Here is an 11,709-nt window from a genome sequence, read left to right as displayed (position 1 = left end):
CGGGGTGCGGGACCGGGTGAGGGGCCGGGTGAGGGGCGGGGTGAGGGGCGGGGTGCGGGACCGGGTGAGACGGCCCACCCGCACCGAGGCCCGCGGCGCGCGGGCGGCGGCCGGATTCCTGCTGCCGTTCCTCGCGCTCTTCCTCCTGTGCTTCATCGCGCCCATCGGCTACGCCCTCTACGAGAGTCTGCTGAAGGTCGAACGGACCGGGCCGCTCGGCCTCGGTGGCGAGACGAAGCAGGTGTGGGCGGGCCTGTCCAACTACGTCCACGCGCTGGAGGACGACCGCTTCACCGCCGGCTTCGGCCGGGTGCTGCTCTTCGGCGCCGTACAGATCCCGGTCATGATCGCCCTCGCCACCGGGCTCGCGCTGCTGCTGGAGGCGGCGTCCGCGCGCTGGGTCGGTTTCTTCCGTACCGCCTTCTTCCTGCCGTACGGCATCCCCGGGGTGATCGCCTCGATCCTGTGGGGTTTTCTGTATGTGCCGGGGATCAGCCCGCTCGTGGAGATGGCCCACTCGGCGGGCTGGGACGTCGACTTCCTGGGCCGCTCCACCGTGCTGTGGTCCATCGCCAACATCGTCACCTGGCAGTTCACCGGCTACAACATGTTGGTGCTGATCGCCCAGCTGAAGGCCGTACCGGGCGAGCTGTACGAGGCGGCGCGCATCGACGGGGCGAACGCCTGGCAGGTCGCCCGCCACATCAAGCTCCCGCTGATCCGGCCCGCGCTCGTGCTCACCTGCGTCTTCAGCCTCATCGGGACGCTCCAGCTCTTCGCCGAGCCCAAGGTCCTCAAGCCGCTCAGCAACTCCATCGACTCCGGCTACACACCCAACCTGGCCGCCTACAACGAGGCGTTCACCAGCAACAACCAGCACATTGCGGCGGCCGAGGCGGTGCTGCTGGCCCTGGTCGCGTGCGTGCTGTCCTTCGGCTTCCTGAGGCTCGTGGGACAGCGGGGGCAGGGGAAGGACGGCGAGGGCCGGTGAGTACACAGGCCACCAAGGAGGTCCCGGCCGACGGCGTACCGGAACCCCGGACGGGCGAGGACGGGCGGAGCCGGCGCCGCGCGCCGCGCGGCGGCGGACCGCTGCGCTACCGGATCATCACCGTCTCGCTGCTCGCCGTCGCCGCCCTCTACTTCCTCACCCCCGTCTACTGGCTCATCGTCTCCGCCACCAAGTCCAGCAGCGATCTCTTCGGCACCTTCGGCTTCTGGTTCTCCGATCCGCATCCGATCGACTATCCGCACCGGGTGCTGACGTACGACGACGGCATCTACGTCCGGTGGTTCGCCAACAGCCTGATGTACGCGGGCATCGGCGCGCTCGCCGCCACCCTGCTGTCGGCCGCCGCCGGCTACGCCCTGGCCAAGTACCGGTTCCCCGGCCGTGAGGGGATCTTCAACGTCATCCTGGCCGGTGTGCTCATCCCCGGTACGGCGCTGGCCCTCCCCCTCTACCTCCTCTTCAGCAAGATCGGGCTCGCCAACACCTACTGGGCCGTGCTCATCCCCAGCGTCGTCAGCCCGTTCGGCGTCTATCTCTGCCGGATCTACGCGGCCGCCGCCGTGCCCGACTCACTGCTGGAGGCGGCGCGGATCGACGGCGCGGGGGAGGCGCGGATCTTCTCCACGCTGGGGCTGCGGCTCATGACCCCGGCTCTGGTGACCGTCTTCCTCTTCCAGTTCGTCCACATCTGGAACAACTTCTTTCTGCCGCTGGTCATGCTCTCGGACTCCGACCTCTATCCGATCCAGCTCGGCCTGACCTCCTGGCAGGGGTACGCGGACCGGCAGCCCGAGCTGTACCAGTACACGGTCGGTGGGGCGTTTCTGTCCGTCCTGCCGCTGATGGTGCTGATGGGCGTCTTGCAGCGGTACTGGCGTACAGGGCTGACGGAGGGAAGCGTTAAGGCGTAACAAACGGCACAGTGAAGGCGCGGGGAGAGCGTGACAGTATCGCTGTCATGACTACTTCTGATGGCGCGACAACCCCCGCGAAGAAGGCCCCCGCCAAGGACCCGTGGGACCTTCCCGATGTGTCCGGCCTGGTCGTCGGCGTGCTCGGCGGCACCGGCGACCAGGGCCGCGGCCTCGCCTACCGGCTGGCCAAGGTGGGCCAGAAGGTGATCATCGGCTCGCGCAAGGCCGAGCGCGCCCGGACGGCGGCCGATGAGCTGGGCGGCGCCGAGACCGGCATCGAGGGCGCGGAGAACGCCGAGTGCGCCCGGCGCAGCGACATCGTCATCGTCGCCGTTCCGTGGGAGGGCCACGGCACGCTGCTGGAGTCGATCCGCGAGGAGCTGCGCGGCAAGCTCGTCGTCGACTGCGTCAACCCGCTCGGCTTCGACAAGAAGGGCGCGTACGCCCTGACCCCGGAGGAGGGCAGCGCCGCCGAGCAGGCCGCCGCCCTGCTCCCGGACTCCCGGGTCACCGCCGCCTTCCACCATCTGTCGGCCGTCCTGCTGCAGGATCCGGAGGTCGACCAGATCGACACCGATGTGATGGTCCTGGGCGAGACCCGCGCCGACACCGACATGGTGCAAGCCCTGGCCGCGCGGATCCCCGGGATGCGCGGCGTCTACGCCGGCCGGCTCCGCAACGCCCACCAGGTCGAGTCCCTGGTGGCCAACCTGATCTCGGTCAACCGCCGCTACAAGGCCCACGCGGGTCTGCGGGTGACGGACGTCTAGGACGTCCAGGCGCCCGTACGTCCGGCCGAGGGCCCCTGGGCCCCCGGCCGGCGCGGCGGCGTCCCGGCATGGGCGACAATGTCCGGGAGTGCCGCACCCCCGACAGGACCCGACAGGAGCCGACCCCATGCCCCGCCTCGCCCTCTACACCCTCGCCGTCTGCCTCCTGGCCACCGCCGCGGCCGTCGTGTCCTTCGCGCGGGGGAGCTGGCTCGGGGCGGTGTGGATCCTGCTCGCCGGGATCTCGTCCAACATGACCTGGTACTACGCCCGCAAGGCCCGGGCGGGGCGGGCCACGGAGCGTGAGGGCGCTACGAGCTGAGGCCGGGAGGTGGGGCTCTACGGAAGCGGCTGGCGTCCGGCGGGTGCGCGCTGGCGCCCGACGAGGACGCGGTACGGGTGATCCAGCGGATCATGCAATCCATGATCGGTAGCGCGGATGATCCTGCCCGCTCCGCGTCCGCTGCGGCGATGGAACGTGCAGCCGAGGGCATGCCGACCCCCTGGGAGCACCGGACAACGCCCACGGCCGTTCAGGGCGACTCCGAGGCAGACGACGGTGGCGACGGTCCACCCGAGGACGTAGAGGGCGCCGCAAGGCGGAACAGCGACGCCAGCGCGGCGAGCATGGTCGTACCAGTCGATCCGAAACTTCATGACGTCGCCGCGCGTAAGTGGACGACGACGGCACGGAACGGCAGGCACGGCGGCGGGAAGCGGAAGCGGAGTGTCTCTGGTGAAGCCGTCGCTTAGTCGTCCGCTACCCCGAGTCGTTCGCCGCGTAGCTCAGCGACGTTCAGCGCGTCCGTCAGGCACTCGGCTGTGCGGTGGAGCATGAACCAGGCTTCGTCGGCAGTGAGTTGGGGACCGTCGAGCATGGCGCGCACAAGCCCCAGGACGACGGCGCCGGACTCAATCAAGTCGTTCTCAATCGCGTCGCTCATAGCGGCGACGACTCCGCCCGGCTGACAGAAGCCCGTGCGACCGTCGGCGCTCAGCGGCATACGGCGAAGGTCAGTCATGCCGAGCCCCCCCCAGGAAGTCAACGCCCATCGTTGCGAGTGCTGCCGCCGTCCGCCGGTCGCGCTGCCGTTCCCGTTCCCGCTGCCGCTCGAAGGCGACGAGATAGGGCCGGACAAGGGGAAGCCCGTCAGCTTCGATCGCGTCGGCCGGACGGGGTGCCCCGGGGGCAGGCAGCGGACGGGTGACGCGGCGGACGACGGGTGCAGACGTAGCGCGGCGCTTCCCCCGGGCAGGCAGGAAGAGCGCGAGAAGCGCGGCAAGTAGGGTTCGCATTGGGAGACGTCCTTTCGTCTCTCAGGCCCGTTCCGCTGCCTCTGCCAAGATCCAGCGGAGCGGGCCGTTCTGTTTCCGGCGGGTACCGGAACCCCTACGTTACGCGACCTTGCTATAGCTCGCTATCCCTAGCCCTACTTCGCCGCAGCGCGGAGCATTGATCTTGTGGAGCTAGACCCAACCCGCGCGAAGTGGGCACAGATCAGCGCTGAGATTGAACGGCGCATTGCCGCTGGGGCGTACCCGGTGGGGTCGAAGCTGCCCGGCATCCTGGCGTTGTGCGCTGAGTTCGGCGTCGCCCAGGTGACTGCGCGGAAGGCGCTGGCTGATCTACGTGAGCGCGGCCTGATCCGCACTGAGAACGGCATCGGGTCGTTCGTCACGGACGGCGCCAACTAGTCGTTGCAATATGGGAGTTGATGGGTTGAGCTCAGCCGCCGCGCACCCGCTGAGCTGGGGGTATCCTCAGAACCGCTAGTTGTGAGTGTTCGGGTCGGCCAGGACGACCCACGACTGATCACCCTGGCCGATGTCGACACGCTGCGCGCCGAGAGCCACTAGGCGAGCTACCTCGGCGTCCTGGTCGTCGGGTACGAAGTCGAGATGCAGTCGGCTCTTGGTCTTCTTGGGCTCGTCGAGCCGGACGGACTCCAGCTCCGGCAGGCGATCCGGCGCCGGGCGGATCGCGAACTCCACGTCGGAGGAGTGGGCCACCCAGCCGAGGACCTCGGCCCACCACTCTCGCAAGGCCACGGGATCAGCCGAGTGAACGATGACATGTCTCCATTCCAAGGTCCTCCGGCGAGTTCAGGGACCCTCCGGCGGTCATGCCAGACCCCGCCAAGCCCGGCATGATCCGCCGGACAGGCCCGAGTGCTCCAGCCGTAGATCGTTATGTGGCCTGGTCTTGGGGCTGTCCGCCGCTGGCGGAAACTCAGCTGACCCCCGACGCGCCATCCGGGTAGGGTCGGGCAGTGCCTGAACTGAAGCGGCTGCATGCTGGCCATGCCCCGGCGGTCCTGGCCTTCGAGCTGACGAACCGCGCCTACTTCGCTGCCTCGGTCTCCGACCGCGGCGACGAGTACTACGACCAGTTCACCGACCGGCACAGCGCCTTGCTGGCTGAACAAGAGGCCGGCATCGGCGCCTTCTACGTGCTCGTCGGCGAGGATGGTTCGGTGCTGGGCCGGTTCAACCTGTACGACTTCGAGGACGGCACTGCCGAACTCGGCTACCGGGTCGCGCAGCACGTCGCCAGCCGCGGCGTGGCGACCGCGACCGTCCGGGAGCTGTGTCGGCTGGCGGCGGCGCGGCACGGGCTGCACGCCCTGCGGGCGGCCACCGCCCGCGATAACGCCGCGTCCCAGAGGGTGCTGATCAAGGCCGGTTTCGTCCCGGTTGGTCCGGCCGACCCGGCCCACCTCGGCGGTAAGCCGGGCACCTGGTATCAGCGCGACCTGGTACTCCGGCAGTAGACCGTGATCTTGATGGCGGGGCGGCTGAGGGACGGGTGCGGCCACCAGTGATCATCGGTGTGCGACAGGACGTCCCGCCAGGGCGCACCGACCCGTACCCGTCACCTGATCCCGTCGATGAGCCGCCGTTTCGTCCACACTGACGGCCGACCCGATCGCGTGGGCGCAGGCAACAGCGGTTCCCGCCGCGCGCACTGCCCATCGGTCAGGTCAAGCCGCCTCGTCACCGCTAGGGCGGCCACGAGGTCTCCGGTGCTCAGGTTCTTCTTGGTCGATGAACTCGATGAACCCTCTACCGGAGACCTCACTTACTTGACGATCACGACATGCCCGTCACACCGGGCTTCGCGGCAGACCCCAGGCCCCTGGTGTCGAGGCGTGGCCGATGAGCATCAGAGTGGGGCGAGGCGGGCCTTGAGCAGGCAGAACTCATTGCCTTCGGGGTCGGCCAGCACATGCCACTGCTCCTCCCCTGTCTGGCCGATGTCGGCCGGGCGAGCACCGAGCTTGAGAAGGCGTTCGAGCTCGGCGTCCTGATCGCGGTCGGTGGCGTTGACGTCGATGTGCAGCCGGGATTTCCCCTTCTCCGGCTCATCACTGCGACTGAGGATGATCGTCGGCTGCGGACCGCCGAACCCTTCGCGCGGCCCGATCTCCATCGAGCCGTCGTCCTCGCGATCGAGCACGACAAAGTCCAGGACCTCGCACCAGAACCGCGCCAGCACCTCAGGGTCGCGGCAATCGAGGACGAGCTCACTGATACGACATGCCATGAACGGAACCTACTCTCAGCCTGGGAACCGCTGGGGAGGCCGCACGCGAACCTCATGGCTCCCAGCAGCGAAACAATCCCGGGACCCTACCGGACGAGGCGAGCACGGGCGAGATGATTTCAGGGCTGCCCCTGTCCGGGCAGCTGGGCAACAGGGCAGCCGGGCAACAGGGCCAGGGCGCGGGGACGGGTGGCGGAGGCGGTGCACTGGGCGCGGACCGGGCAGGCCAGGCAGGTGGTCTTGTCGAACCGGACCTTGACCGCGCCATGATCAGCGTGCCGAGGGGTACGCGCTGGGCTCGCCCTGCCAGAACCGGAAGAATTCCTGGCCCCAGTACGTGTCCCACGCCGATACGCCCATGGCCCGCATCAGCGCGTCGATCGCGTCGAAGAACCCCTGGTTGACCTCCGGGATCCACAGCACCCCGAAGACCGCGAGCAGCCCGAACGGCGCGTACGGCTCCACCTGCCGTCGCACCCGGTACGACAGCCAGGGCTCGATCACCCCGTAGCCGTCGAGGCCCGGCACCGGCAGTGAGTTCAAGATGGCGGCGGTGACCTGGAGCATCGCCAGGAACGCCAGGGCGTAGCGGAAGACCTCCGGCACCCGGTCCACCGCGCCCAGCCAGAACGGCGCCGTCAGGGCGACCGCGAACAGCACATTCGTGAACGGCCCGGCGGCCGATATCAGGCTGTGCTTCCAGCGCCCCCGGATCCGGTGCCGCTCGATGAAGACCGCCCCGCCGGGGAGCCCGATGCCGCCCATGATCACGAAGATGACGGGCAGCACGATGCTGAGCGCCACATGCGTGTACTTCAGCGGGTTGAGGGTCAGATAACCCTTCGCGCCGATCGACAGATCCCCGCCGTGCAGCGCGGTGCGGGCATGGGCGTACTCGTGCAGACACAGCGAGACGACCCAGCCGGAGACGACGAAGAGGAAGACGGCGAAGCCGGGGCTCGCGGAGTAGTCCGTCCACACGGCCCACGCGGACACGACCATGATCGCGACCAAGCCGAGAAAGACGGGGCTGATGCGGCGGTCGCGGCGGCTGACTGCGGTGGTCATGGGGTGGGTGTCTCCATACGGGGTCCTGATCACTGACGGTGGAACGACGACCAGTGTGCGCACAGTTCCGGGCAAGCGGGAACAGGGGTGATCGGGGCCACACGGGCGGGGTGTCCAGCGGCTAGTCTGAGACCAACCTGGCCAGGGAGGAAAAGTGACGATCGCGGAGGACAGGGCGGTGGATCTGGAGGCGCAGATTCGGCTGCCCCGGAGCATGCGGCTGCGGCTGACCAGGAACGGACTGACGTTGGTACCGATTACCCAAGCGCACTGGACCACGCAGCGGCGCATCGCCAGCCAGATCGAGCAGAGCTTGCCGGGTTGGACGGCGGTCGGTGAGTTCAAAGTGGTTCCGCCCCGGGAGGGCTACAGCCCGGAGCCGGACGTGTCGGCCGTGCCGAGCGACAAGGTGCTTCCGCGCGACAGCAAGCTTCCGGAAGACCTGCTCCGCTTCGTCGTCGAGGTCGTCTCGCCGGAGAGCGAGGAGCGGGATTACAGCACGAAGTCCGACCACTACGCGCTGCGCGGCATCGAGGCGTACCTCGTCGTCAATGTGCTCACCGCCCGCTGGACGCTGCTGACCCGGCCGGAGGACGGGAACTATCAGCACTCGGTGTCCGGTACCTTCGGCGAGAAGATCCAGATCCCCGTGGACGACCAGACGCTCGTCCTCGACTCGTCGCAATTCATGCGCGTCTGAGGCTGGTGCCCCGCCTGACGGGGCATCGACCACAATGGGCCCGTGCGCTACGCCATCCTCGGCACCACCCAGGCCCACCGTGACGACGGCACCCCTGTCGACCTCGGCGGCGCCCGCCTGCGCGCACTGCTGACCGCTCTCGCCCTGAGCCCCGGCAGAGCGCGTACCACCGGCGCGCTCATCGCCGAGATCTGGGACGACCCGCCCGCCGACGGGAACGGCGCCCTTCAGGCCCTGGTCGGCCGGCTCCGCCGGGCGCTCGGCAAGGACGCCGTGGCGTCGGTGCCCGGCGGCTACCGGCTGAGCGCCGGGCCCGACGATGTCGATCTGCACCGCTTCGAACGGCTCGCCGGGGAGGGCGCCCGCGCACTCGCGGACGGCGACCCGGGCAAGGCCGCCGGCCTCCTGGACGACGCCCTCGCCCTGTGGCGCGGCCCGGCGCTCACCGATCTCCCCGACGGCGCGGCCGCCGCCGCCCGCGCCGAGGCGCGGCGGCTCGAGGCGCGGCGCGCCCGCATCGCCGCCGACCTCGCCCTCGGGCGCGCCGAGCGGGCCCTCCCCGTGCTCGCCGGGCTGTGCGACGCGCACCCCTTGGACGAGCCGCTGCACGCGCTGCGCGTCCGTGCCCTGCGGGAGGCGGGCCGTACGGCGGAGGCGCTGGCCGCGTACGAGGCGATCCGTACGGAGATCGCCGACCGGCTGGGCGCCGGCCCCGGCCCCGAGCTGCGCGCTCTCCACGCGGAGCTGCTGGCACCCGAACGACCCGAACGCGGACCCCTTCTCCCTGCCACCGCCGCCCGCCCCGGCGGCGGGAATCTGCGGGCCCGCCTCACCAGCTTCGTCGGCCGGGAGACCGACCTGGCGTCGCTCCGCACCGACCTGGGCGCCCACCGGCTCATCACCCTCCTCGGGCCCGGCGGCGCCGGGAAGACCCGGCTGTCCCAGGAGGCCGCCGAGTCGGTGGCGGGAGCCTGGCCGGACGGGGTGTGGCTGGCCGAGCTCGCGCCCGTGGACGACCCCGAGACCGTGCCGGAGACGGTGCTCACCGCCCTCGGGGCGCGCGAGACCGTCATCCGCGGCACGGCGGCGGAGGGGCTGCGCGCCGCGGCCGATCCGGCCGCGCACGATCCGCTCGTCCGGCTGATGGAGCACTGCGAGCCGCGCCGCATGCTGATCGTGCTCGACAACTGCGAACACCTCGTGGAGGCCGCGGCCCGGCTCGCCGAGTCCCTTCTCGCCCGGTGCCCCGGCGTCACGGTGCTGGCGACCAGCCGCGAACCGCTCGCCGTCCCGGGCGAGTTGGTGCGGCCCGTGGAGCCGCTGCCGGACCCGGTGGCGCTGCGCCTCCTCCAGGACCGGGGTGCGGCGGCCCGGCCCGGCTTCCGTACGGAGGACGACCCGGTGGCGTGCGCCGAGATCTGCCGCCGCCTCGACGGCCTCCCGCTGGCCATCGAACTGGCCGCCGCCCGGCTGCGGCTGCTCACCCCGCGTCAGCTCGCCGACCGCCTGGACGACCGCTTCCGCCTCCTGACCAACGGCAGCCGGACCGTGCTGCCCCGTCAGCAGACCCTGCGCGCCGTCGTCGACTGGTCCTGGCACCTCCTCGACACCCCCGAGCGCACCGTCCTGCGCCGTCTGTCGGTCTTCGCCGGCGGCTGCGATCTGACGGCGGCGGAAGCGGTCTGCGGCGACCCGCAGGCCCCGCCGGGCGGTGCGCCCCGGCCCGCCGGGTGCGCACCGCCCGGCGAAGGCCCCGGAGGGCCGTGGGACACGGGCGCACCGGGCGGTCGCTGGGCGTCCGGTGCCGGTGGGGTGTCCGGCGCGACGTCGCGCCGGACCGGGAGCGGCTTCGCCGGGAACGGTGCGACGGCGATCGGCCGGGACGGCGCCGTGCCGGCGGGGCAGACGGAGGCACGGGCCGGCGCCGCGCCCCCGGCCGCCCCGTACGACGCCTCCGCCGCGTACGACGCCTCCGCCGCGTACGACGGCTCCGGCTCCGGCGCGCGGGCCGGAGCCGGGGGCCAGGCGCCCCGGAGGGGCGCGGGGATCGACCCGGTCGATCCCCGCGACGTCGCCGCCCTGCTCGGCTCGCTTGTCGACAAGTCGCTGGTCGTCGCCGCGCCCGGCGGCGACGGGGGGATGCGGTACCGGCTGCTGGAGACCGTCGGTGAGTACGCGGCGGAGCGGCTTGACGAGGCGGGGGAGCGGGGGGCGGTCGAGGGTCGGCATCTGGTCGCGTACCGGGAGCTGGCCCGCACCGCCGATCCCCTGCTGCGCGGGTCGGCGCAGCGGGAGTGGCTGGACCGGCTGGAGACCGAGCACGAGAATCTGCGCACCGCGCTGCGCCGGGCCGTGGCGGCGCGCGATGAGCAGGAGGCGCTGTGCCTGGTGCTCTCGCTGGGCTGGTTCTGGCATCTGCGGGGCCACCGCGTCGAGGCCCGCCAGTGGGGGGTCGCCGTCGCGCGGCTGGGCCCCAACCCCTTCGACCCGCCGGTGGCACCGGCGGCGCCGCTGTACGAGAGCTGCACGGCCGCTCCGCCCCCGATGGCGCCCGAGGTGCTGGCGGAGGCGCGACGTGGGGTGCGGCTGTTCGCGCTGGCCAACGTCGAGGGCGATGTGCGCTCCATGGCGAGCGACGAGGCGCAGCGCGAGCTGGAGGGAATCGTTTCCGCCTACCGTCCCGGGCTGCCACAGACATGCCGCGTCCCGGGCCTGATGTGGTTCTTCGCGGTGATCCTGAAGTGCGACTTCGACAGGTTGGCGGAGATCGTCGACGCGTCGGTGCGCACCTGCCGTGAGTTGGGCTACGCGTGGGAGCTGGCGTTCAACCTCCAGCTGCGCTCCAAGGTCATGAACGAGCGGAGCGGCCGGGACCGGGGTGCCACCACGGACGCCGACGAGAGTCTGGAGATCTTCACCGGACTCGGCGACGCGTGGGGCGCGGCGGAGGCGCTCTCCGGCCGTGGTGAGGCACGGGAGCAGCGCGGTGAGGGCGCGGCGGCGGCCGACGACTACCGCGCGGCGATCCGTTACGCCGAGAAGCTCGGGGCGCATGCGCAGGTCTTGCTGCTCCGGGCCCGGCTGGCCGGGGTGTTCGTGGAGTTCGGGGACGAGGAGGAGGCGGCGGAGGGCGAGCGGATTTTGAGCGAGGTGGTCGAGCGGGGTTCGCATGTGAGCGCCGAGGCCTTGTCGTATGCCCGGCTGCATCTGGCGCAGCGGTACGGCATGACCGGCCGCACCGCCGAGGCGCGGGCCCATCTGCTGAAACTCCATGGGGAGTTCGGTGTCCGGGCGCTGGGTCTGTTCCAGGGGGTGGCGGAGGGGATGCTGGCCTGGCTGGACCTCGTGGAGGGGCGGCCCGGCAACGCGCTGGTGACGGTGCGCGGGGCCCTGGCGAAGACGAACGAGCGGGTGACGGAGCTGGTGGCGCCGTTCGTCCCGGTGACCCAGCTGCTGACCGCGGCCGAGGCGCTGGGCGTCCTCGGCGGAGCGGAGCGGATGAAGGCCGCGGCGCGCCTGGTGGGCGCGTACGACGCGCTGCGCGAGCCCCTGCACTACCGCGTGTCGGTCCCCGAACGGACGGGCCGTGCGCACACCGAGGCGGCGGCGCGGGCGCTGCTCGGCGACGCGGCGTACGAACGGGCGTACGCGGAGGGCGGCGGCCTCACCCTGAAGGAGGCCACCGCCCTCGTCTGACCGCG

The 11,709-nt window shown here is 71.2% G+C and carries 12 protein-coding genes; 8 read left to right on the top strand and 4 right to left on the bottom strand.

From position 1 onward, the window contains the following. The first annotated feature begins 64 nt into the window (after nucleotides 1–64). The 4 genes from ABZU99_RS13345 to ABZU99_RS13330 all read left to right on the top strand — a co-directional run bounded on the left by ABZU99_RS13345 (nucleotide 65) and on the right by ABZU99_RS13330 (nucleotide 3,018). Nucleotides 65–991: a sugar ABC transporter permease gene (locus ABZU99_RS13345; RefSeq protein ID WP_355954300.1), complete on the top strand. Its 927-nt coding sequence runs from the start codon at nucleotides 65–67 to the stop codon at nucleotides 989–991. A 101-nt stretch (nucleotides 992–1,092) separates the two neighbouring features. Continuing rightward, the gene (locus tag ABZU99_RS13340; RefSeq protein ID WP_356050221.1) at nucleotides 1,093–1,923 is read left to right on the top strand and encodes a carbohydrate ABC transporter permease; all 831 of its coding nucleotides are present in this window, start codon (nucleotides 1,093–1,095) and stop codon (nucleotides 1,921–1,923) included. Between the two features lie 47 nt (nucleotides 1,924–1,970). Then, nucleotides 1,971–2,696 (top strand): NADPH-dependent F420 reductase, encoded by a 726-nt coding sequence (npdG, locus tag ABZU99_RS13335; RefSeq protein WP_356050216.1) that lies wholly within the window; start codon nucleotides 1,971–1,973, stop codon nucleotides 2,694–2,696. Between the two features lie 127 nt (nucleotides 2,697–2,823). Then, entirely contained in the window at nucleotides 2,824–3,018 is a 195-nt protein-coding gene (locus ABZU99_RS13330; RefSeq protein WP_355954305.1) for a hypothetical protein, read from the top strand. Between the two features lie 427 nt (nucleotides 3,019–3,445). Here ABZU99_RS13330 and ABZU99_RS13325 read toward each other — a convergent pair whose 3' ends face one another. Beyond that, a complete protein-coding gene (locus ABZU99_RS13325; protein WP_356050217.1) occupies nucleotides 3,446–3,700 on the bottom strand; it encodes a hypothetical protein in 255 nt (84 codons plus the stop codon). A 457-nt stretch (nucleotides 3,701–4,157) separates the two neighbouring features. Here ABZU99_RS13325 and ABZU99_RS13320 point away from each other — a divergent pair, with 457 nt between their 5' ends. After that, nucleotides 4,158–4,391 (top strand): GntR family transcriptional regulator, encoded by a 234-nt coding sequence (locus ABZU99_RS13320; protein ID WP_355851750.1) that lies wholly within the window; start codon nucleotides 4,158–4,160, stop codon nucleotides 4,389–4,391. A gap of 75 nt (nucleotides 4,392–4,466) precedes the next feature. Here the strand turns inward: ABZU99_RS13320 and ABZU99_RS13315 are convergent, their stop codons facing one another. After that, entirely contained in the window at nucleotides 4,467–4,784 is a 318-nt protein-coding gene (locus tag ABZU99_RS13315; RefSeq protein WP_356050218.1) for a VOC family protein, read from the bottom strand. A gap of 182 nt (nucleotides 4,785–4,966) precedes the next feature. Here ABZU99_RS13315 and ABZU99_RS13310 point away from each other — a divergent pair, with 182 nt between their 5' ends. Then, nucleotides 4,967–5,467, top strand: coding sequence for a GNAT family N-acetyltransferase (locus tag ABZU99_RS13310; RefSeq protein WP_356050219.1), 501 nt, complete (start codon nucleotides 4,967–4,969; stop codon nucleotides 5,465–5,467). 392 nt (nucleotides 5,468–5,859) lie between these two features. Here ABZU99_RS13310 and ABZU99_RS13305 read toward each other — a convergent pair whose 3' ends face one another. Together ABZU99_RS13305 and ABZU99_RS13300 are read right to left on the bottom strand one after the other, a co-directional pair. Then, nucleotides 5,860–6,240 carry a VOC family protein gene (locus ABZU99_RS13305; protein WP_355938875.1) on the bottom strand — a complete coding sequence of 127 codons (381 nt, stop codon included), beginning with the start codon at nucleotides 6,238–6,240 and terminating at the stop codon, nucleotides 5,860–5,862. Between the two features lie 270 nt (nucleotides 6,241–6,510). Beyond that, on the bottom strand, nucleotides 6,511–7,308 hold the full coding sequence (locus tag ABZU99_RS13300) for a site-2 protease family protein (RefSeq protein ID WP_355938878.1): 798 nt from the start codon (nucleotides 7,306–7,308) through the stop codon (nucleotides 6,511–6,513). Nucleotides 7,309–7,462: 154 nt separating this feature from the next. On the opposite strand from ABZU99_RS13300, the gene ABZU99_RS13295 reads away from it, so the two are divergent. Both ABZU99_RS13295 and ABZU99_RS13290 read left to right on the top strand, forming a co-directional pair. Next, a complete protein-coding gene (locus ABZU99_RS13295; protein WP_355938881.1) occupies nucleotides 7,463–8,008 on the top strand; it encodes a Uma2 family endonuclease in 546 nt (181 codons plus the stop codon). A gap of 42 nt (nucleotides 8,009–8,050) precedes the next feature. Next, nucleotides 8,051–11,704 carry a BTAD domain-containing putative transcriptional regulator gene (locus tag ABZU99_RS13290; protein WP_356227813.1) on the top strand — a complete coding sequence of 1,218 codons (3,654 nt, stop codon included), beginning with the start codon at nucleotides 8,051–8,053 and terminating at the stop codon, nucleotides 11,702–11,704. Nucleotides 11,705–11,709 lie beyond the last annotated feature (5 nt).

This window comes from Streptomyces sp. NPDC005266, assembly GCF_040607655.1.
Taxonomy (GTDB): Bacteria; Actinomycetota; Actinomycetes; order Streptomycetales; family Streptomycetaceae; genus Streptomyces.
This window is presented reverse-complemented; position numbering and strand designations above follow the sequence as displayed.